The sequence below is a fragment of the Thalassobacter stenotrophicus genome, assembly GCF_001458315.1.
Lineage (GTDB): Bacteria > Pseudomonadota > Alphaproteobacteria > Rhodobacterales > Rhodobacteraceae > Thalassobacter > Thalassobacter stenotrophicus.
Map to the genome: position 1 here is coordinate 37,075 of NZ_CYRX01000025.1, position 20,522 is coordinate 57,596.

At 60.2% G+C, this 20,522-nt stretch carries 23 protein-coding genes; 11 read left to right on the plus strand and 12 right to left on the minus strand.

The annotated features are described in order from the left end of the window. Nucleotide 1: 1 nt before the first annotated feature. The 7 genes from THS5294_RS07240 to THS5294_RS07270 all read right to left on the minus strand — a co-directional run bounded on the left by THS5294_RS07240 (nucleotide 2) and on the right by THS5294_RS07270 (nucleotide 5,876). The gene (locus THS5294_RS07240; RefSeq protein ID WP_058123221.1) at nucleotides 2-301 is read right to left on the minus strand and encodes a DUF4387 family protein; all 300 of its coding nucleotides are present in this window, start codon (nucleotides 299-301) and stop codon (nucleotides 2-4) included. Next, a complete protein-coding gene (locus tag THS5294_RS07245) occupies nucleotides 294-1,631 on the minus strand; it encodes an acyclic terpene utilization AtuA family protein (protein ID WP_233486433.1) in 1,338 nt (445 codons plus the stop codon). The genes THS5294_RS07240 and THS5294_RS07245 overlap by 8 nt, the downstream gene beginning before the upstream one ends. Further along, the gene (locus tag THS5294_RS07250) at nucleotides 1,631-3,136 is read right to left on the minus strand and encodes a tripartite tricarboxylate transporter permease (protein ID WP_038006319.1); all 1,506 of its coding nucleotides are present in this window, start codon (nucleotides 3,134-3,136) and stop codon (nucleotides 1,631-1,633) included. Before THS5294_RS07250 ends, THS5294_RS07245 begins: the two co-directional genes overlap by 1 nt. Nucleotides 3,137-3,148: 12 nt before the next feature. Next, a complete protein-coding gene (locus tag THS5294_RS07255) occupies nucleotides 3,149-3,589 on the minus strand; it encodes a tripartite tricarboxylate transporter TctB family protein (RefSeq protein WP_038006320.1) in 441 nt (146 codons plus the stop codon). 81 nt (nucleotides 3,590-3,670) lie between these two features. Further along, complete coding sequence (locus tag THS5294_RS07260) at nucleotides 3,671-4,654, minus strand: Bug family tripartite tricarboxylate transporter substrate binding protein (RefSeq protein ID WP_058123223.1); 984 nt, start codon at nucleotides 4,652-4,654, stop codon at nucleotides 3,671-3,673. A gap of 101 nt (nucleotides 4,655-4,755) precedes the next feature. Further along, nucleotides 4,756-5,097 carry a RidA family protein gene (locus tag THS5294_RS07265; protein WP_038006324.1) on the minus strand — a complete coding sequence of 114 codons (342 nt, stop codon included), beginning with the start codon at nucleotides 5,095-5,097 and terminating at the stop codon, nucleotides 4,756-4,758. Next, nucleotides 5,094-5,876: a hydroxypyruvate isomerase family protein gene (locus THS5294_RS07270; RefSeq protein ID WP_058123224.1), complete on the minus strand. Its 783-nt coding sequence runs from the start codon at nucleotides 5,874-5,876 to the stop codon at nucleotides 5,094-5,096. The genes THS5294_RS07265 and THS5294_RS07270 overlap by 4 nt, the downstream gene beginning before the upstream one ends. Nucleotides 5,877-6,130: 254 nt before the next feature. On the opposite strand from THS5294_RS07270, the gene THS5294_RS07275 reads away from it, so the two are divergent. Genes THS5294_RS07275 through THS5294_RS07285 form a run of 3 tightly spaced genes read left to right on the plus strand, consistent with a single transcriptional unit; the run spans nucleotide 6,131 to nucleotide 8,357 of the window. Then, nucleotides 6,131-6,835 (plus strand): ABC transporter permease, encoded by a 705-nt coding sequence (locus THS5294_RS07275; RefSeq protein WP_038006327.1) that lies wholly within the window; start codon nucleotides 6,131-6,133, stop codon nucleotides 6,833-6,835. Beyond that, nucleotides 6,832-7,545, plus strand: coding sequence for an ATP-binding cassette domain-containing protein (locus THS5294_RS07280; RefSeq protein WP_058123225.1), 714 nt, complete (start codon nucleotides 6,832-6,834; stop codon nucleotides 7,543-7,545). The genes THS5294_RS07275 and THS5294_RS07280 overlap by 4 nt, the downstream gene beginning before the upstream one ends. Beyond that, nucleotides 7,542-8,357, plus strand: coding sequence for an ABC transporter substrate-binding protein (locus THS5294_RS07285; RefSeq protein ID WP_058123226.1), 816 nt, complete (start codon nucleotides 7,542-7,544; stop codon nucleotides 8,355-8,357). Before THS5294_RS07280 ends, THS5294_RS07285 begins: the two co-directional genes overlap by 4 nt. Before the next feature lie 19 nt (nucleotides 8,358-8,376). On the opposite strand, the gene THS5294_RS07290 is transcribed toward THS5294_RS07285, so the two are convergent. The 5 genes from THS5294_RS07290 to THS5294_RS07310 are packed head-to-tail and all read right to left on the minus strand — an operon-like array spanning nucleotide 8,377 to nucleotide 12,851. After that, entirely contained in the window at nucleotides 8,377-8,868 is a 492-nt protein-coding gene (locus THS5294_RS07290; protein WP_038006331.1) for a DUF6505 family protein, read from the minus strand. Next, nucleotides 8,865-9,584: a biotin/lipoate--protein ligase family protein gene (locus THS5294_RS07295; protein WP_058123227.1), complete on the minus strand. Its 720-nt coding sequence runs from the start codon at nucleotides 9,582-9,584 to the stop codon at nucleotides 8,865-8,867. Before THS5294_RS07295 ends, THS5294_RS07290 begins: the two co-directional genes overlap by 4 nt. Beyond that, on the minus strand, nucleotides 9,581-10,663 hold the full coding sequence (locus THS5294_RS07300) for an Mrp/NBP35 family ATP-binding protein (protein ID WP_038006333.1): 1,083 nt from the start codon (nucleotides 10,661-10,663) through the stop codon (nucleotides 9,581-9,583). Before THS5294_RS07300 ends, THS5294_RS07295 begins: the two co-directional genes overlap by 4 nt. A gap of 1 nt (nucleotide 10,664) precedes the next feature. Beyond that, nucleotides 10,665-10,853: a DUF6494 family protein gene (locus THS5294_RS07305; protein WP_038006335.1), complete on the minus strand. Its 189-nt coding sequence runs from the start codon at nucleotides 10,851-10,853 to the stop codon at nucleotides 10,665-10,667. 51 nt (nucleotides 10,854-10,904) lie between these two features. Next, nucleotides 10,905-12,851 carry a 4Fe-4S binding protein gene (locus THS5294_RS07310; protein ID WP_058123228.1) on the minus strand — a complete coding sequence of 649 codons (1,947 nt, stop codon included), beginning with the start codon at nucleotides 12,849-12,851 and terminating at the stop codon, nucleotides 10,905-10,907. A gap of 225 nt (nucleotides 12,852-13,076) precedes the next feature. Here THS5294_RS07310 and THS5294_RS07315 point away from each other — a divergent pair, with 225 nt between their 5' ends. The 8 genes from THS5294_RS07315 (at nucleotide 13,077) to THS5294_RS18695 (ending at nucleotide 20,323) form a co-directional block, all read left to right on the plus strand. Further along, entirely contained in the window at nucleotides 13,077-13,643 is a 567-nt protein-coding gene (locus tag THS5294_RS07315) for a DUF3305 domain-containing protein (protein WP_233486434.1), read from the plus strand. Beyond that, nucleotides 13,640-14,245 carry a DUF3306 domain-containing protein gene (locus tag THS5294_RS07320; protein WP_058123229.1) on the plus strand — a complete coding sequence of 202 codons (606 nt, stop codon included), beginning with the start codon at nucleotides 13,640-13,642 and terminating at the stop codon, nucleotides 14,243-14,245. The genes THS5294_RS07315 and THS5294_RS07320 overlap by 4 nt, the downstream gene beginning before the upstream one ends. After that, on the plus strand, nucleotides 14,245-14,850 hold the full coding sequence (locus THS5294_RS07325) for a TorD/DmsD family molecular chaperone (RefSeq protein WP_058123230.1): 606 nt from the start codon (nucleotides 14,245-14,247) through the stop codon (nucleotides 14,848-14,850). Before THS5294_RS07320 ends, THS5294_RS07325 begins: the two co-directional genes overlap by 1 nt. Nucleotides 14,851-14,920: 70 nt before the next feature. After that, nucleotides 14,921-15,106, plus strand: a complete 186-nt coding sequence (locus THS5294_RS07330) for a twin-arginine translocation signal domain-containing protein (RefSeq protein ID WP_038006343.1) — start codon at nucleotides 14,921-14,923, stop codon at nucleotides 15,104-15,106. A 150-nt stretch (nucleotides 15,107-15,256) separates the two neighbouring features. Continuing rightward, a complete protein-coding gene (locus tag THS5294_RS07335; protein WP_058123231.1) occupies nucleotides 15,257-18,154 on the plus strand; it encodes a formate dehydrogenase subunit alpha in 2,898 nt (965 codons plus the stop codon). Between the two features lie 12 nt (nucleotides 18,155-18,166). Then, nucleotides 18,167-18,760 carry a formate dehydrogenase FDH3 subunit beta gene (gene fdh3B / locus THS5294_RS07340; RefSeq protein WP_038006347.1) on the plus strand — a complete coding sequence of 198 codons (594 nt, stop codon included), beginning with the start codon at nucleotides 18,167-18,169 and terminating at the stop codon, nucleotides 18,758-18,760. 231 nt (nucleotides 18,761-18,991) lie between these two features. Next, nucleotides 18,992-20,185 carry a formate dehydrogenase subunit gamma gene (locus THS5294_RS07345; RefSeq protein WP_058123232.1) on the plus strand — a complete coding sequence of 398 codons (1,194 nt, stop codon included), beginning with the start codon at nucleotides 18,992-18,994 and terminating at the stop codon, nucleotides 20,183-20,185. A 12-nt stretch (nucleotides 20,186-20,197) separates the two neighbouring features. Beyond that, nucleotides 20,198-20,323 (plus strand): hypothetical protein, encoded by a 126-nt coding sequence (locus THS5294_RS18695; protein ID WP_255347911.1) that lies wholly within the window; start codon nucleotides 20,198-20,200, stop codon nucleotides 20,321-20,323. The last annotated feature ends 199 nt before the right edge of the window (nucleotides 20,324-20,522 follow it).

Sequence of the window (20,522 nt, forward strand, 5' to 3'; positions counted from 1 at the left end):
GCTAAATCTGCATTTCACCCACAAGGGCGGCCCATGAGGCACCGTGCATGTCGCGGTCTTCAATCGCGCCCTGAATAGTGGGGCGAGGCAGGCTGATTTTGATCACATGCAGGTCTGGAATATCGAAGCGTTTGAACGTTGCGGGATCTTTGTCAAAAACCCGCGCCACAGCCGCCGTGTCCAGCCGGGGCTGCACCACCGTGTAGGCCGCCGCACTGCCGCAGAATATATCAATCGTCAGCCAAAACGGCCCTGCATTCTTGGACCGGACCTTTTGGACGAGGGCGCGTAATTCAGCCATGCTCATGCACCTCTAGGCGGAACGCCTCCATTGGGTCGTTCAATGTCATCGTGTGATGCAGCGTGAACGCATAGGTCGCGCCGCGTTTCATTTCGGGAGGAGAGAAGAGGAAGGCAAACGTGGGCTGCTCTTCTTCTTGGGTCAGCGGGTGATGCAGCAGATAGGGGTTTAGGATCTTGGCGATTTCTTCGGCGCGGGCCTCGGTTGGGGCGGTCACAATGGCGGTGACGCCGATCTCATTCGGGGCGCTGGCCTTGGTTTCCAGCGGGCCAAAGCTGGCGTTCTGGCCAATGAGGCGCAGCTCAATGTGAAAATCGGTGGTGCCGAGCCGGGCCTCAACTTTGGCGCGGGCTTTGGTGGCGATATCATCGGCCCAGACCTGCGCGTTGGCGACATAGCGGGTGTCGCGCAACAGCGCCATGGCCACGACCTGATAGCCTGCCACACGCGCGCCCTCTAACTTAACGGTGTAGTCCTCTGACGGGACCCAAGCCGAGCCTTCGACCCGGACACGGCGATCGTCCAGCGCGGTGTAGGTGGCGTCACGGACATCCAAATAACCGCCCGGTTCATACAGGATAAAGGGGTCAGAATTTTCGTACAGCATATGGGCATAGACCGTGTGTGGCGTGGCGTGGGCCCCGTCAGCAAGCGGCGTGATGGTGAAGCCCGTCGCGTCAAAATCCACCTGCAGAACGCCGGATTGTGGGTTGGTCGCACACAACGCGCCGCATTCGCCGATCTTGGCCCCATGCCATGCCGCGCCCGCGTGGTCGCCCTTTTGCAACGGCAGGGCGGCGATGATGGCCGTGTCCGTCGCCCGGCCACAGATGACGATATCCGCACCTGTGTTCAGGGCCTGCGTGACCTGCTCGGCCCCGGCGAGGGCCACGATGTTGCTGCACGCGGCGATATCCTCGGCCGTGACGTCGGGTGCACCGGGCAGGGGGCTTAGGTTGGCCTTGGCGATGGCCTCCGGGTCTTGGCCGGATTTCAGGGTCGCGATCTTGACGGGCGTACCTTGCTCAGCCGCGATTTCTCGGGTCAGCTCTAGCATCCAGTCGACCGCCGTGTCGGCCCCGCAGGTGCCCGCCGTGCCGATCACCAGCGGCACATCAGCCTTGGCGCGCGCGGCCATCAGCCCCGCCCATTCCACCTTGGTGGAGGCGCGGGCGTATTTCGACACGCCGCGGCCCAGATACGCAGGTCCGCTGTCGGTGCTGCCTCCGTCGATGACGATGATGTCGGGGCCATTGGCGATACCCCGCTCTAACGCGGCTTGGTCATAATTCAGCCCAAGGGCACCGGAGGGGATCAGAACGCGTGTCATCAGTCAGTCGGCAGTTGTGGTTTTTTGAGGAACTTGCGCAGGAACATCGGCGCGATGAAGCCAAGGAACGCCGCCACAAACAGCCCGATGGAAATCCCGCTCGACAGCAGATAGGTCCAGTCGCCGTCGCTTAGGACCATTGCGTCGCGCAATTGTTTCTCCATCTTGCCGCCCAACAGAATGCCAAGGATGACGGGTACCGTAGGGATATCCAACTTGCGCAGGACGTAGCCAAGAATGCCAAACAGGACGACCAAAAGTAGATCAAAGTAGCTGCCCGTGAGCGAGTAAATCCCCACAAAGCTGACCATCGTCACGCCGGGCATCAGGATGGCGGGTGGCAGTTCCAGCAGCTTTACGAACACTTTCACCATTGGCACGTTCATCGCCAGTAGCACAAAGTTCGCGATCAGCAGCGATGCGATCAGCCCCCAAACCACGTCGGGTCTGTCGGTAAACAGCGTCGGCCCCGGGGTGATGTTGAGGGTGACAAGTACCGCGAGCAACACGGCTGTTGTGCCAGATCCGGGCACACCAAGGGTCAGCATCGGCACCAGCGCGCCACCTGCGGCCGCGTTATTGCCGACCTCAGGGGCGGCAATGCCCTTGGCCACACCGGTCCCGAACTTGCCCTTTTCACCGGCAATGGATTTCTCGGTCACATAGGTCAGGAACGAGCCAAGAGAGGCCCCCGCGCCGGGCAAAACCCCAGCAATAAAGCCCAAGACGGAAGACCGCAGCATGACCCAGCGTGTGGACCAAATCTCTAGCCACGGGACAGTGACCTTGTCGATCTTGATGTTGAGCGCGCCCTGTTTGCCGTGCTTTTCGATGAAAAAGAATACCTCGGACACGGCGAACAAGCCGACGATGGCCACAAGGAAATCGATCCCGTCATAAAGGTGCAAATTGCCCCCCGTCAGCCGCGCCATGCCGGAGTTCGGGTCCAGCCCGATCATCGCAATCATGATCCCCAAGCAGGATGCAAAGGCGGCCTTGGCTTGGTTGTTCGAGGCAATGCCCCCCAGTGTGCAGAACGCCAACAGGTATAGGGCGAAATATTCTGCCGGGCCGAATTGATACGCAATCCGCGAAAGTGCGGGTGCCAGCAGCATCAACCCGATGGTTGACAGGAACGCCCCCACAAATGATGCCACGCCAGAGATGACCAAGGCATCACCGGGGCGGCCGTTCTTGGCCATTGGGTGACCATCCAGACAGGTCATCATTGCGGGCTCATCGCCGGGGATGTTCAGCAGGATCGAACTGATCCGTCCGCCGTACATCGCGCCGTAGTAAATAGAGGTCAGCAGGACCAACGCGGCGACCGCATCAAGGCCCAGCGAAAACGTGATTGGGATCATGATCGCCACGCCATTTGCAGGGCCAAGGCCCGGCAGGGCGCCGACGATCGTGCCGATGAAGCAGCCCAAAACGGCCAGCATCAAAGTATAAGGCGACAGCGCGATGCCAAAGCCGAGGGAGAGATTTGCCAAAAGGTCCATGCGCGCGCGCCCTTAAAACCAGCCGCGCGGGAAGCCAAACAGGCTCAACCCCAGCACGAAACGAAATAGAACAAAAAGCCCAACCGACAGGCCCAATCCAGCGAGGATCGCGGGCACAACGCGCGGCGCGATTTGATAGCTCAGGATTGCAGACACGACCGCCGTGGGCAGCAAGAACCCCATGGGCTTGAGCGCGTAGGCATACCCCACCAACGCAATCGTCGCGACCAACAGCGCCCCGAGGGAGGCAAGGCCGGGCCACTCTGGCTCTGCGTCCGGGCGCCAGACCATCATCGCACCGCACAGCGCTGCACAACTGCCCACAATCATCGGAAACGCACGCGTCCCGAGCGGGTCAGAGAAAAACGGGGCGGGGATTTGGGCGGCAGTTGCGACGTAGCCAAGGGCTCCGAGCACGACCACCGCACCGAATATGCGGTCGCTAGCAAGCATGGGATATCTCCAGAGTGTCGGAGGAGGGGGGGGGCTGGGCGCGCACACGAAGGCGCGCCCAGCGTTAGAATAAGCGTGCGCCTATTGGATGATGCCGATTTCTTTGGACAGCTTGGTCACATCGGCCATGTTTTGGGCGATGAAGCTTTCAAAGTCGCCACCGATCACGGTGAACGGGGCAAGGCCATTTGCCTTCATTGCGGCTTGCCACTCGTCGGACTCGCCCACGGCTTGCAGCTTTGCGACCCAGTCGTTGAACCGCTCGTCCGAGATGTCCTTGGGCACGTACAGACCGCGCCAGTTCACGGCGACGACGTCAAAGCCTTGCTCAACAGCCGTTGGGATGTCGTCAAAACCTGGCACACGCTCGTTCGACAGCACAGCCAGTGCACGCACTTCGCCGGTGCCAAGGAAGCCTACGATTTCGGACATGTCGCCGGTCATGCCTTGGGTAAAGCCGCCAACAGTTTGGGTGATTGCGTCTGCGCCACCGTCCACGCCGATGTAGCGGATTTTGGTGACGTCAGCCACGCCGCCCGCTTGGGCCACTTGCAGCACCTTGAGGTGGTCAAAGCCGCCCGCCGCAGAACCGCCCGCAAAGGCCACCGAACCGGGATCAGCCTTCATAGCTGCGACCAAATCGCCGAGGTTTTGGAATGGGCTGTCCGCAGAGACAACAATCACGCCGGGGTCAGCCCCGATGGCGCCCAAAAAGCGCACTTGGTCAGGTGTCGCGCCGCCGTAGGCGTTTTGCGCAAGGCGGGTTGCGGTGGCTTGGCTTGCGGCCACGATCAGGTTCGCATCATCGGTCCGCTCATTGGCAACGGTGCCATAGGCCAGACCGCCGCCGCCACCGGCCATGTTGGTGATCTGTACGGGTGCATCGACAAGACCGATATCGTACATGATTTTGCCGATCTGACGGCAGGTAAAGTCCCAGCCGCCGCCGGGGTTGGCGGGTGCAATACATTCAGCGGCGTGTGCGCTGGTTGCGGTGAAAACACCGCCAGCGGACGCGGCTACTACGGCGCTCGTAAGCACCGCCTTAAAAAGACGTTTGGTCATAGTTTCCTCCCAGATGTTGGCGGGTGGATCCCGCCTTTTGACGTCTGGAAGGTGACTATTGATCTCGCTCGTTGTCAAGCTGTTAGCGGTAACAAGTCCGCCTAGGCTTGCGCTGCGGTCACGATGATTTCGACCTTATATTCAGGGGTTGCCAGCTTGGCTTCGCCGCAAGCGCGGGCCGGGGTGTGACCTTGGGGGACCCATGCATCCCACACGCCGTTCATTTCCGCAAAATCCGCCATGTCCGCGAGCCAAATAACCACCTGCAGCATGTTGGTATTGTCCGACCCGGCCTCAGCCAAAAGGGCGTCCACTTGGGCAAGGCACCCGGCGGTCTGCTCGGCCACGGTCGCGCCTTTGGCGACCTGTCCTGCCAAGTAAACTGTGCCGTTGTGGGTGACGATCTGGCTCATGCGGGGGCCGGATTGGTGGCGGGTGATCATGTGCGTTTCTCCTGTTGTAGCCACGCAAGGGTGGCGTCTGTTGGTCCGTTGGGTTTGTACTCTGCGCCCAGCGGGTGATCCCAGCCAAGGGTCGCGAGGTGGGCGTATATGTGGGGGTAGTGCAGCTCACCGTGATCGGGTGCGCCGCGATCCGGCACAGAGGCGATTTGAACGTGACCAATGTGCGGCAGACATGCTGTGAGGCGACGGCTCAGGTCGCCCTCCATGATCTGAAGGTGGTAGCAGTCAAACATCAATTTCAGGTTGGGCAGGTTCAACCTTTCAATGATTGTAACGGCTTGACGGGATGTCTTGAGGTAATATCCCGGCGCATCGTAGCTGTTGAGCGGCTCGATAAGGATGGTCATTCCCATATCCGCAGCCTTGGAGCAGGCGTAGCGCAGGTTATCCGCAAAGGCGGCGTCGGCCTCGGGGCCTTCGGCAAAACCGGCCATCACGTGGACCGCCCCAGCGCCAATTTCAAATCCATAGGTTAGGGCCTGATCAATGGCTGCGCGGGCTTCATCCTCGCGGCCGGGCAAAGCCGACAGCCCGTTTTCACCGGGATTGCCGCGCACGGTGTTCAGGCCGAGCATGGTTAGGCCCGTTTCTTTCAGAGCCGCCAACACATCAGAGGGGGGCGTGTCATAGGGCCAGTGGCATTCAACCGCGTCAAACCCCGCGGCTTTGGCTGCGCGGATGGCATCGGGCAGGGGCAGGTCTGCCCATAAAAACCCAAGATTGGCCGAAAAACGCTGGTGTTGTGTGTGATTGGTCATATGCGTATCCCCCTGAAAAACTGGGTAAAGCTTGCTTGCCCCTGAGGCAATCCACAAAGGCGACCTAGCGGGCCAAACCGCGTACCTCTGCCGGTGTTTTCACCGTTGAGAGGTGGACACCAGCGACCGCTGCTATATTCCCAGCGCACCACCTAAGTGGCATCCGGTAAGCCATGCAGACGCACGCCATGGTAGATGTTGGCTTCGCCGCGCATTCGGATAAAGTGTAAAACAAAATGGAGGCCCTCGCGCCCATGGCAGATATCTGGCTCGGCTTATCGCAGGCGTTTTGGCTTGTGATCACCTTTGACGCAGAGTTGATGGAAATCACTCTGCGTTCCTTGATGGTGAGCCTGAGTGCGCTTGTGATCGCAAGCGCCATTGCGCTGCCGCTTGCGGCCCTATTGGCCGTTCGGCGGTTCCGGTGGCGGCGCTGGGTGATTGCGATCTTGAACGCGCTTATGGGGCTGCCGCCGGTTGTGGTGGGGCTGATCGTGTATGTGGTCCTCTCGCGCTCCGGCCCGCTGGGCGTGTTGGGCTTGTTGTTCACGCCGACAGCGATGGTCATTGCGCAGGTCATCATTATCGTGCCGCTGATTGCCTCTGTCGCCCATCAGGCACTGCGCGATTTATGGAGCGAATATCACGATCTGCTGATTTCTATGCACGTGACCCAAGGCCAAAAGGTCGCCACGCTTTTGTGGGATGCGCGCCGCGCGCTGCTCACGGCATCGCTGGCTGGGTTCGGTCGCGCGATTGGTGAGGTCGGGGCGATCATGATTGTGGGCGGCAATATCGACAACGTTACCCGCGTGCTGACCACGGCCATCGCACTTGAAACCGGCAAGGGAGAATTCGCGCTGGCTCTTGGCCTTGGCTTTGTGTTGATCGGATTGGCCATTGCGGTGAACCTGTCGATCCACGCGTTGTCGCGCACGGAAGTGGAGGCCCGCTGGTGAGCCACCTTCTGCCACTTACGGTCCAAGGGGCCGAAACGACCCACCGCGGTAAGCGGCTTGTGGGGCCGATTGACCTGACGATCGAAGGGGCCGGGGCCACGGTTATTGTGGGGCCAAACGGTTCGGGCAAAACCACGCTGCTGCGTCTTTTGCACGGGGCGGCACGGCTGACACACGGTGAGATCGCGTGGAATTGTCCGATGGATGAGGCGCAATTGCATCAGGCTTTCGTGTTTCAGCGGCCCGTGATGCTGCGCCGGACCGTGTTGGAAAACCTGATCTATCCGCTCAAGGTGCGGGGCACCTCCAAGCGTGAGGCGCGCAAATCTGCGGTGGCTTGGGCGGCCAAGATCGGCCTGTCCGATATGATTGATCGCTCCGCGCTGGTTCTATCAGGGGGGGAGCAGCAGAAGCTTGCGCTGGCCCGTGCTTTGATCACCGCGCCTAAGGTTCTGTTTCTGGATGAACCCTGTGCCGCTCTTGATGGTCGCGCCACCCGCGAGGTCGAGGTGATCTTGCAAGCGGCCAAGCAAAACGGCACCCGGCTGATCCTATCGACCCACGACATGGGGCAGGCCCGCCGCCTTGCCGATGAAATGCTGTTCATGCTGGGCGGTAAAATCCATGAATTCGGCCCAGCCGATACGTTTTTTGAGGCGGCGCAAACCGCCTCTGCCCGTGCATTCCTAAAAGGAGATATCGTCGAATGAAACGCTTTGTCCTAACCCTTGCGACCCTCGCTATGACCGCAACGGCCAGTGCCGCTGACACCATGAAAATGGCTGTCACGACGTCCTTCCATAATTCGGGGTTGTCTGAGATTTTGCTGCCCGCGATTGAACAAGACCTAGGCCTTGAAGTGCAATTGTTGGTGGTTGGCACGGGCCAAGCGCTGCAATTGGGCCGTTCCGGCGACGTAGACGCGATCCTTGTGCATTCGCGCAGCGCAGAGGAGGCGTTTGTGGCCGAGGGGGCAGGCACCCACCGGCGTGAAATTATGTACAACGATTTCGTTGTGATCGGCCCTTCGGAGGATCCCGCGGATGTGGCGAGCGCCGAAACCGTGCTGGACGCTTTGCAATCCATCGCCGCAAGCGAGGCGCGTTTCGTCAGCCGCGGTGATGACAGCGGCACCCACAAAAAGGAACTCAGCCTATGGGCCGCAGCCAGCCAAACGCCCGAAGGTGCTTGGTACAACGCGGTCGGTGCAGGCATGGGGGCCGCGCTCAACACGGCATCTGGGCTTAACGCCTACATCCTATCGGATCGGGCCAGCTGGCTGAACTTTGGCAACAAGGGTGACCTTGCGCTGTTGTTCTCAGGTGACCCGGTGCTGTTCAACCAATACGCGTTTTTGCCCGTGAACCCAGAGGTTCATGCACATGTGGCCAATGGCTTGGCGCAGAAATTGGAGGGGTGGTTGGTGTCAGATCGCGCAGCCGACCTGATCAATGGCTACCGTCTTGGGGGCGAGCAGTTGTTCGTGTTCAACGCCACGCCGGATGCCAGCCCCCAAGGGTAATGTCCCAACGGACCGCTGGTTATTCGTCCAGCGATCCGTGAATGGCAAATTGGTCGAGCCCGGCATCGTTGGGCTCAATCATTCTAAAGCTTTCGCGCACACCAACGTCAGACAGCTCCCGCAGGACCGTGAGCAGGGTGTTGGGGCCGTGCTCTGCGCATAGGTCGGCCATCTGATCCAGCTCTTCTTGGGCGGTGGGCAGGGCGGCCTCTACGCTGGGTGCGCCGTAGTAGGTGACAAAATGCTCCGCCAACATTTGCGCCAATGACGCCATTTCACCGGGCTCTACCTGGGTGACAGCCACAAATGTGACCCGCCCGCCGGTTTCCAAGCCGAACCAACCGTTCGAGAACGCCTGACGGTTTTTGCCGGACAGATCGCCCTCGGACCAGTTCGAAAACTCAAACCCGCCGGAAATACACCATTCGCCCGTGCGCGCAGGCACGTGAAACACGCGCTGATCGCTTTCGTCAAAGTGAATGGCGCGGGCCAGTTTTAGGGGAGCGGTCATGGCGTTGTCTCCAGCAAGCGCGTCAAGGGAATAAGCTGCGTGGCGCCATCGGCGTCGCGCAAGAGCAGGCCGAAATTCTCGTCCACGCCCAAAAATGTGCCGGTTGTGCCAAGCACGGTGACGTCTTCACCGATTTGCCATGCCAAGCCCCGCCACGCTTCGTGCAGGGGTTTGATCCCGTCATCTTCCCATGAGCGGACCCATGTGAGCGTGTGCCGGGACCACGACTCCAATAGCTGCGGCGCCTGCACATCGGTACAGCCTTCGGCATAGAGGGCGGTATCCTCGGGGTGCTCGCCGGGGGCATCGCTGAGCGGCCAAAGCGGCAGCGTGAGGTCAATCACCATCCAGTCGGGCACTTCAGTGGGGTTATCGGTGCTGGCGTGGATGCCAAACCGGCCACAGCGCGCGGCGTTCAGGCGGATACCGCCATCCCATTCCAGCTGCACGGCGGTTTCGGGTGGGCCGAGCGCACCTAGGGCGTTCTGAAAGCCCACGGCACATAGCGGCAGCATCACAGCCGCCTCCGCCAAGGTCACGTCAGGGGCGAAAACAATCGCCGCCTGAAGGGTGCTTTGCCCAAGGTCATAGGCCACAAGGCCGGCATCACAGCCCTGAATGGCCCGCATCTGCGCGTGTGTGACGGGGTCGGCCGCAGCCTCCCCGTACATCAGCGGCGGGAAGGTCGGCGTATGCGGGGCATCAAGCGTGCTCATGCAACGCCCTTCTCCACGAGGGTGGCCGCGATCGTACGGAACACCTCAGCCTGTGGGCTGTCGGGGGCGCTGGCGACGATGGGTGCGCCACCGTCTGCGGCTTGGCGGATCGACATGTGCAGCGGTACTTCGGCCAGCAGGTCGATGCCCAGCTTTTCGGCCTCGCTTGCGACGCCGCCATGCCCGAACAGATGTTCTTCGTGGCCGCAGTTCGAACAGATATGCGTGGACATGTTCTCGATCATCCCGACAACGGGGATGTTCATCTGGTTGAACATATCCAGACCCTTGCGGGCGTCGATCAATGCTATGTCCTGCGGGGTTGAGACCACCACAGCGCCATCCACCTTGAACTTCTGGCCAAGGGTCATCTGCACGTCACCGGTGCCGGGTGGAAGATCCACGATCAGCACATCCAGCGCGCCCCATTGGACCTGCGTCATCATCTGTTGCAGCGCGCCCATCAGCATCGGTCCACGCCAGACAACGGCTTGGTCGTCATTGGTCATGTAGCCGATCGACATGGAGGTCACGCCATGGTTGCGCAGGGGCAGAATGGTGGTGCCATCCGGGCTTGCGGGACGGCCCGTGATGCCAAGCATCCTAGGCTGCGAGGGGCCATACACATCGGCGTCCAGCAACCCGACCCGGCGGCCTTGCTGCGCAAGCGCCACGGCCAAGTTGGCAGACACAGTGGATTTGCCCACACCGCCCTTGCCCGATGCAATCGCTAGAATGCGTGCCACGCCCGGTACAGGCTGCGGCCCGGCGGGTGCGGTTTTTTGCGGCTTCAGGTCGGGGGGCGCTTCGCCTGTCGGGGCGGCGGGTTTTGACGGCGCGCTGTGGCCCGTCATCACGATTTGCACGGCCTCAACCCCGATCCCTTGCAGGGCGGTTTCGGCAGCGGTTTTGACTGCGCCATAGGCTTCGGCATCCGACGGGGCGATTTCCATCACAAAGCGGACATTGCCCTCATCCACGTTCAACGCCCGAACGACGCCTGACTCTACCAAATCTGTGCCGCTTGGGGTGCTGACACCCTTGAGGGCCTCAAGGACGGCGTCTCTTGTAATTGTCACGTTATTCTCCCGAAACGTCGCCGGTGACTGTGTGTTCCAGCCCCAACTCTTCGCATGTGAGTGTCATCTTCAGTGTGTAGCTTTTGCCCGCTTCGCCTTTGTTGCGCAACGCGGCCTCAATCTCTTGTTGGCTTGTTACGCCGACTTGCTTGAGGAATTTGCGCATCGACATGTTGAACGCATCACTCATTCGCTCTCTCCCTGGTGATCTGGTGTTTGGCCGATGGTGCGGCCCAGAATATCAATGGTCACGACGTTTGCTTAGATAGTCTTCGGTCGTGCGTGGCTTGGGCCGGGGCGCACTGGTGAAGGGGTTGTTCTGGCTGTGCATCTGCGCGCGCACACGGCAGTCATCACACATCTGGATCAGGCGCAACTTATCTTCGTCGAACATGGAATGCCCGGCCAGCCGTTCTGTGATCTTGTCGATGGTGGATTTGACGCCGAACAGGCTGTTGCATTCTACGCAGGCAAACGGCTCTTCTTCGTGGATCACCCGTTGTTCCAACGCGGCGTCCGTCAGGTCCAGACGAGGTTCCAGCGTGATAGCCGTTTCGGGGCAGGCCGAGGCGCAGATCCCGCATTGCAGGCAAGCATCCTCTTGGAAACGCAACTGCGGCAGATCCGGGTTGTCACCCAGCGCGCCCGAGGGGCAAAGCGAAACACACGACAGGCACAGGGTGCAGGCGTCGGTGTCGACCAGAACCGCACCGTAGGGCGCGCCTTCGGGCAGGGGCAGAACCGTGTCCGAGCCGAGTGTGGCGCGCGCGGCCTGCCGGGTGATCTGACGCCGTGTGCCCATGGGGCGGACAGGGCTGTGGGCCGCGTAGGACCGAGGCGCGTCATACAATGCGTCGCTCATGGCGTCGGGGTCTGGCGTATCGATCAGGGTGATCGTCTCCGCGCCAACAATCGCGCGGGCCAGCTCCATCTGGGTGTCCAGCGCATCACGGTCGGAGTTTGGCTCTGGTACGATGCTGACGCGTGTAAATCCGGCACCGTGGGCGGCGACCATCTCGGCATGACCAAACCCGTTTAGCGCGGTGATCTCCATTGGGATGACATGGCTGGGCAGACCGCGCCCAAACCGTGCGGCCATGCGGATCATCTCGGACCCGTTGGAGCCGGTCACCAACAGGTGGGGCGTTGCACCGCCTGCATCCGAATAAGCCTTGGCCAACGTGTTGATGCGGACGAATGTATGGGACGCCGCGGGCGCGTCAAAACTTATCGCGCCAGAAGGGCAGGCGGCGGAACACGCGCCGCACCCGGCACAGACCAGCGGGTCGATGACCACATGTTCACCCGCGGATTGGATCGCGCTTGTGGGGCACAGGTCGAGACAGCGGGTGCAGCCGGTCTGTTCGGCGCGGCTATGGGCGCACAACAGGGGCTCGGATTTGATATGGAGCGTTTTCTCAAAAGTGCCGACCATGTGGCTGGCGGCCAATATCGCGGCGGACACCGATCCGGGATGGGAGGGGTCTGCGCGTAGGTAGCCGTCCCGCTTTTCGGGGGCGGGGAACAGCGGCGTGCCACCGGTTAGGTCCAGCAGAATATCACACTCGGACTGTGCACCGTTGCGAGCAGGCGACAGGGTTGGTGTGCCGCGTCCCTCGGGGGCAGGTTGCTGTAGTGCGTCGATTGAGACCGAGAATTGCCCGAACGAGCCTGTGGCCCGCCGTAGCGTGCCAAAGATGATGTCAGCCTCGGTCGTGCCGGGATGCTCTTCGCCAGGGGCCAGCAAAACCGTTACAGATAGGTAAGGTGTCAATGCCTCGGCCGCGGCAAGGGCGGTTGCAGCTGGCCCAACAATTAAGCATAGTCCGTCGGATACCACGTCGATGGTCTTGTCTGGGTGGGTCGGAAGCAAGCCTTCGGCCACCAAAGCGGCCATCTTGGGACCCGTTGAGGTTGTATCCTCGGTCCAGCCACCCCGGTCGCGGATGTCGATCAATGGGGCGGATGCGACCTCCAGCTCATCGGCCAAAGCGTCGAAAATCGCGCTTTGCTGGGTGCAGCAAATTGCGGCGTCTCCGGCCTGCAATGCGTCCGCCGCAATTTGCAACTGTGAGGTGCAAAGCGCCGTGCAGGTCCGCGGGACCGCAAGTCCGGTCGCTTGTGCAAGTGCGTCGCTATCTACGGTTTGGCTGCCGCCACAATCGCACGTTATCAATGACTTGATCACGTTAATCCTCCCAGATCCGTCCCTTTGGGGCCAGTTGGGCGCCCGCTTTGTTCGCGCAGTTTAGACGTGTTGCGCAGGGGTCTACAACCGCTTTCGCAATTTGCAGTTGTTTGTAATTTTGCATTCAATGCAATTTCAGGCTTCTGATTTCGGAAATTATGGTCTAACAATTTGGTATGCCGTTGTGTCCTGATGGGGGCATGGCGGTTAGGATCGGGAGGGTCCATGATATACAACCCTGACCAGTATTGCGCGTTGCCGTTGGGAATCGTGCTGCGTAGAACGCCCGGCCAGACGCGCTGGGCTAAGTACTACTGGCGAGTCAGTGGTGTCCTTCCGGGTGCGGGGCCTGCCGCCGGGCAGGTTTTGCGGTCCGAGGGCGATGCGGTTGAGGTTCATGCGGCCACCGTTACCCTTGAAATGCACGGCGCCGAGACGGAGGCCTATGTGCACGAGTTGCAAGCCGAGGTTCCCAGCGTGTACGTGATTTTGCGCGAGGGCGACACGCCCGCCGACGCGCCCGAGGCGGTTTTGGCCACGCCCAGCCCCTATGAGGCGCAAGACTACTGTGACAGCGGCGAAGAGCTGGTTGAGAAGATCGCCATGCCCCCATCTGTTCGCGTGGCCGTTGAGGCCTTTATCGAAGATTTCCACGCCGAAGAAACGTTCAAGAAGCGTAAGCGCGACAAGCAGCGCGTTGACCTGAAGGCCGACGGCATCGGGGATCGGCGCATCGCGGGCATGACGGATGTCTATGCATCCCCTGCGCGCAAGCGGGAGCGTCTGATATGATGCGCTCTTGGTCGGATCGTAAAGCCGCCGTCGCCGCAGAGGCGCAGGCTGAGGTTGCTGCCGAAGAGGCGGCACAGGTTGAGGCGTTTGAGGCTGAACAGGCCGAGCGCACAGATGCTGAGATCCTTGAGGAGCTCGGCCTGCCTGATCCCGACACACTAGAGGAGGGGGCCGATTTTAAAGGTTTCCTTAACAAAAACGTCCCCGAGAGGATCAAGACCCGCGCGCTCAGACGCCTTTGGCGACTGAACCCCGTTTTGGCGAATGTCGATGGCTTGGTCGATTACGGCGAGGATTACACCGACGCTGCTTGCGTCATTGAGGGTATGCAAACCGCCTATCAGGTCGGAAAAGGCATGCTGAAGCATATCGAGGCGTTGGCTGAGCAGTCCGAAGCTGATGCCGCCGCGCCCGAGGTAGCCGATGCAGACGCCGAAGACACACCCGAATATGTAACCGGCGAAGCTACCGATCCCGTAGAACCTGCCGAAGACATCCCCGCACCCGTATATTCCGCGGCAGACGTCCTTGAGGATGATGCCGCCGCTGTGGCCCCTCCGTTGCGGCGCCGCATGACATTCACCTTCGAGGAGACCGCCTGATGAACGCCGCCGCCGATGTCACCCTGCCCGAGGAGGACCGCCTGCGCGCGGACCTTTATAACTACCTTGGGCTGATCCTGTCGGCGCCACCCGATCAAACGCTGTTGGACCAAACCGCAAGCCTCGCTGGCGATGAGGGTGATCTGGGGGCGGCGATCAACACGTTGGCCAAGCTGGCGCGCATCACCAAGCCCGCCGCGATTGAGCGTGAGTTCAACGCGCTGTTCATCGGTCTGGGCCGGGGCGAATTGCTGCCCTACGCGAGCTTTTACCTCACGGGCTTTCTTAACGAAAAGCCGCTGGCCGCGCTGCGCCAAGACATGGCGCGCAAGGGTATTGGCCGGTCGGACACAGTGTTTGAGCCCGAAGACAACATCGCCAGCATGATGGAGATGATGGGCGCGATGGTTGCGGGCCGCTTTGGCAAGCCCGTGCCGCTGAACGAGCAAAAAGAGTTCTTCAACAAACACATCGGCCCTTGGGCCCCTCACTTCTTTAGTGATTTGGAAGGTGCGAAAACCTCACTCTTTTACACACCGATCGGAACGATCGGGCGTGTGTTCATGGAGATTGAGGCCGAAGCCTTCCGGATGAGCGCGGAGTAATCCGCATTTCGAGTGGCGCAAGCACCGTAAAGGGCTGGTGTCAGAACCCCATGAAACCCACGGAGATTTCATGACAGAGAAAGCCACAAAGGCATCACGCCGCGACTTTCTGAAACTTGCAGGCACTGCGGCACCCGTTGCTGCGGTTGCAATGGCAGCAGGGGACACGGCTGAAGCCGCGGCACCCGACCTGACCAGCGAGACCATTCAGGATACCGCACACACGCGTGCCTATTTTGAAAGCGCCCGTTTCTAGGCGCAGATGATTTCGGCGTCCGGTTTTCGGGCGTGGGAGGAAACGATCCAAGCGACTGGTTGCGTGACGCCCGACTGCGACAGATCACACTTTAACACCAAGCGCGTGAGGCCCTCGAACGGGGTCGAACAAGCACGGAAGGAATGAAATATGCTTAGGAAAAAGACCAATGGGGTTGCGCGACGCCCCCAGCGGACCACTCTCCTGTCTGAAGCAGCCAACGCCACGGTAGACCGGCGCGCTTTCTTGCGCGGTTCGGGTCTGGCCATCGGCGGTCTGGCGGCCATCGCAGCCACTGGTGGTGCGGTGAAACCCGCATCCGCAGCAGCGGGCGCAGTTTCAGGCAACGTTGAAACCATTAAATCGGTCTGCACCCACTGTTCCGTGGGTTGTTCCGTTGTGGCCGAAGTGTCCAACGGCGTGTGGACTGGGCAAGAGCCCGGCTGGGACAGCCCCTTCAACCTCGGTGCGCATTGCGCCAAGGGGGCCTCGGTTCGTGAGCACGCCCACGGCGAACGCCGCCTCAAGTACCCTATGAAAAAAGAGGGTGGTGAGTGGAAGCGCATTAGCTGGGAACAGGCGATCAATGAGATCGGCGACGGCATGACGTCCATCCGCGAAGAAAGCGGCCCGGACAGCGTTTACTGGCTCGGCTCCGCCAAGCACAACAACGAACAGGCTTACCTGTTCCGCAAGTTCGCAGCCTACTGGGGCACGAACAACGTGGATCACCAAGCCCGTATTTGTCACTCCACGACTGTGGCTGGTGTTGCGAACACATGGGGCTACGGCGCCATGACGAACTCGTACAACGACATCCACAACTCCAAAGCAATCTTCATGATCGGCTCCAACGCCGCCGAAGCGCACCCGATTTCGCTGCTTCACATCCTGAAGGCGAAGGAAGAAAACAACGCACCCGTCATCGTTTGCGACCCGCGCTTCACGCGGACTGCGGCACACGCTGATGAGTACGTTCGCTTCCGTCCCGGCACCGACGTGGCGCTGGTTTGGGGTATTCTGTACCACATCTTCGAAAACGGTTGGGAAGACAAAGAGTTCATCCGCACCCGCGTTTGGGGCATGGACCAGATCCGTGACGAAGTGGCCAAATGGACACCCGAAGAAGTTGAGCGCGTAACCGGCACCCCCGGTGAGCAGCTGCGCCGCGTTGCTAAAACGCTCGCAAACAACCGCCCCGGCACCGTGATTTGGTGTATGGGTGGCACGCAGCACACCAACGGTAACAACAACACACGTGCATATTGCGTGCTTCAGCTGGCGCTGGGCAACATGGGCACGACGGGTGGCGGCACCAACATTTTCCGTGGCCACGACAACGTGCAAGGCGCAACCGACCTTGGTGTTCTGTCGCACACGCTGCCAGGTTACTACGGTCTGTCCAACGGCGCTTGGGGCCACTGGGCCCGCGTTTGGGGTGAAGATCCCGAGTGGCTTGCAGGTCAGTTCGGTTCCATCACTGGCGCCGACGGCAAGGAAAAGTCGCTTCAGAACCTCACGGGTATTCCTGTGTCGCGCTGGATCGATGGTATCCTCGAAGAAAAGGACAACATGGACCAGAACGACAACGTTCGTGCCATGGTGCTCTGGGGCCACGCGCCCAACTCGCAAACCCGTCAGGTCGAGATGAAGACCGCGATGGAGAAGCTGGACATGCTGGTCGTTATCGATCCGTATCCCACCGTCTCTGCCGTTCTGCACGACCGTACCGATGGTGTTTACCTGCTGCCCGCGTGTACGCAGTTCGAAACACGCGGCTCGGTGACGGCCTCCAACCGTTCGCTTCAGTGGCGTGACAAGGTTGTTGACCCTCTCTTCGAGAGCAAAACAGACCACGAAATCATCGGTTTGTTGGCGAAGAAGTTCGGCTTTGCCGACCGTTTCTTCCGCAACATCGAGATGGAAGACGAAGTTACGCCAAACGTTGAAAGCGTCACGCGTGAGTTCAACAGCGGTTTGTGGACAATCGGCTACACGGGTCAAAGCCCTGAGCGGATCAAACTCCACATGGCCAACCAGCACACCTTTGATCGCACGACGCTCAAAGCCGTTGGTGGACCCGCTGATGGGGACTACTACGGTCTGCCATGGCCTTGCTGGGGCACCGCCGACATGAAGCACCCCGGTACGCCCAACCTCTACGATATGTCGAAGTCGGTTGCTGATGGTGGTCTGACCTTCCGCGCACGTTTCGGCGTTGAGCGGGACGGCGACAACCTGTTGGCCGAAGGCGTCTACTCCAAAGACAGTGAGATCAAGGACGGCTACCCAGAGTTCACCATGCAGATGCTGATGGACCTTGGTTGGGACGGCGATTTGACTGCGGACGAACGTGCCGCGATCGACGCTGTTGCAGGCCCCAAGACCAACTGGAAAACCGACCTTTCGGGCGGCATCCAGCGGGTCGCGATCAAGCATGGTTGTGCGCCCTTCGGGAACGCAAAAGCCCGTGCAGTCGTGTGGACCTTCCCTGATCCGGTACCAACACACCGTGAGCCGCTCTATACGCCACGTCGTGATCTGGTTGCGGATTATCCCACCTATGAGGACCGTAAGTTCTATCGTCTGCCGACGATGTACGCCTCGATCCAAAAGAACGACTTCAGCAAGGATTACCCAATTATCCTGACCTCTGGTCGTCTTGTGGAATATGAAGGTGGCGGTGATGAAACCCGTTCGAACCCCTGGCTGGCTGAACTTCAGCAAGACATGTTCGTTGAAATCCACCCACGTGACGCCAACAACCTTGGTGTGCGGGATGGGTCTCAGGTTTGGGTCGAAGGCCCAGAGGGCGGCAAAGTCAAAGTCATGGCGATGGTCACCGAGCGGGTGGGTGAGGGCGTTGCCTTCATGCCGTTCCACTTCGGCGGTCACTTCCAAGGCCAAGACCTGCGAGCGAAATATCCAGAAGGGGCAGACCCCTATGTTCTGGGTGAATCGTGTAACACCGCGCAAACCTACGGCTACGACTCGGTCACTCAGATGCAAGAGACCAAGTCCACGCTTTGCAAAATTATGCCTGCGTAAGGAGAGAGAAAAATGGCAAGAGCAAAATTTCTCTGTGACGCCGAGCGCTGCATCGAATGCAACGCCTGTGTGACGGCCTGTAAGAACGAGCACGAGGTGCCTTGGGGCATCAACCGGCGCCGCGTGGTGACCATCGAAGATGGTAAGCCCGGGGAACGTTCGATCTCGGTCGCATGTATGCACTGCTCGGATGCGCCGTGTATGGCTGTGTGTCCTGTGGATTGCTTCTACCAGACCGATGACGGTGTGGTTCTGCACTCCAAAGACCTGTGCATCGGGTGTGGTTACTGCTTCTACGCGTGTCCCTTCGGCGCGCCGCAGTACCCACAGGCTGGCAACTTCGGTTCGCGCGGCAAGATGGACAAGTGTACATTCTGTGCCGGTGGCCCAGAAGAAACACACTCCACAGCCGAGTTCGGCAAATACGGTCGTAACCGGATTGCAGAAGGCAAACTGCCTATCTGTGCCGAGATGTGCTCTACTAAGGCGCTTCTGGCGGGCGATGGCGACACAGTGTCGAACATCTACCGTGAGCGTATCGTGGCGCGCGGCTTCGGTTCCGGTGCTTGGGGCTGGGGTACAGCCTACGAGCGTAAAGGCGGCTAAGCCGCTCAGACGTTCGGCCCGCTTTGTTCGGGCCGGACTCTGAGATTGGAGAGGCCGCACACAACCGTGCGGCCTTTTTTCGCTGTTTCATGCAGGAGCGTGGCGCGCCTTATCGATCTGGCGTCGCTCTGCTTTCGCAGCCTTTGCGGGGTCTTGTGGTGCTCATACACGGAGCCGACCGCTTGGGTTGTTTGGATAAAAATAGGGGTGGATGACCCCAAGGAGACAGACATGCTGAACCGATTACTATCGATTGCGCTGCTCGTTATGACAGTGTCGGTCACCGGCGTTTGGGCGCAGGATACTGACCGCACGTCGACTGGCGGCGCGCAAACTCTTCAGGACATTCTCGCGCGTCAAAACGCAGAAAAAGTCGACAACTCATTCCGCAGCGAGGCGACGGGTGATCCGTCGATCGCGGCACCGATCACCGAAAACCTTGGCACGCTCGGCGGCCAGTCGGACCCCGAACTGTGGCGTGCGCTCCGCTTTGGCAGTGCCGACGTCACCGTCAGCTCAGGCGGTGAGGTGGCAGAGGTCATCATGCAGGACACAGGCTCTGCTTGGTTGCAGTTCCGCCAAGGCCCGCTGCTGAGCTATGGCGCTTACATCCTTGGCGGCACGCTTTTGGCGCTGTTGGTGTTTTACCTGCTGCGTGGCCCGGTCAAAGTGGATGAGCCCTTCACGGGCCGCACCGTCACGCGCTTCAAGGCGGTTGAGCGGTTTGCGCACTGGCTCTTGGCCAGTTCATTCATCGCGCTGGGTATCACCGGGTTGTTGGTGCTGTTCGGGCGGCTCTACATTGCGCCGTACCTTGGCAAAGATACCAACGCGCTGCTGCTGGGCTATTCCAAGCTTGTGCACAACAGCATTGGCTGGGCCTTTATGGTCGCGCTGGTGATGATCTTTGTGTTCTGGGTCGCGCACAACCTGCCTGACCGTACAGACATCAAATGGTTCGCGCAGTTCGGCGGCATCGTCGGCAAAAACCACCCCCCCGCGAAAAAGTTCAATGGCGGTCAAAAGATTATCTTCTGGTCTGTGATTGTTTTTGGCTCCGTGATCTCGCTAACGGGTGTGTCGCTGCTGTTCCCCTACGAGGTGCAGATTTTTGCGCAGTTCAACCCGCTGATGAACCAGCTGGGTCTGGCTGAGATGATCTGGGGCACCACTCTGCCCGAGGCACCGCTGCCGCACCAAGAAATGCAAGCTTCGCAGATGATGCACACAGGCGCTGCATTGGTTCTGATGGCGATCATCGTGGCCCATATCTACATCGGTACGGTGGGGATGCAGGGCGCGTATGACGCGATGGGTTCGGGTGAAGTCGATGAGGCATGGGCCCATCAACACCACTCGCTCTGGCTCGAAGAAGTAAAAGAAAAAGAAGGCGCGGCACCCAAAAGTGCAACGCCCGCAGAGTAGAAAGACAGATCCATGAAAGCACTTTTACTCGGCGTATTGACGACCTGCGTGATCGGTGTTGTGGCCTATTATGGCCTCAACAACGCAGGCTGGTCGTCGCAGGACGTCTATAGCAGCGAGAACGTGCGCCTCGACTAAACGGGCCACGATCAAGACGAAAAATCAAAGGCGCGGGTCTCTCAGGAGGTCCGCGCTTTTTCGTATGGTCGTAACGGATAAGTGGGCAGGCTTGCGAAAAAGGGTAAACCCCCACAGCCGACCGCAGTCGTCTTTTTCGCAGTATTAACCTGAAAAGGGGGTGGATGGTGGGCGACCCTGCCGGTTAGAAAAGCCCGTT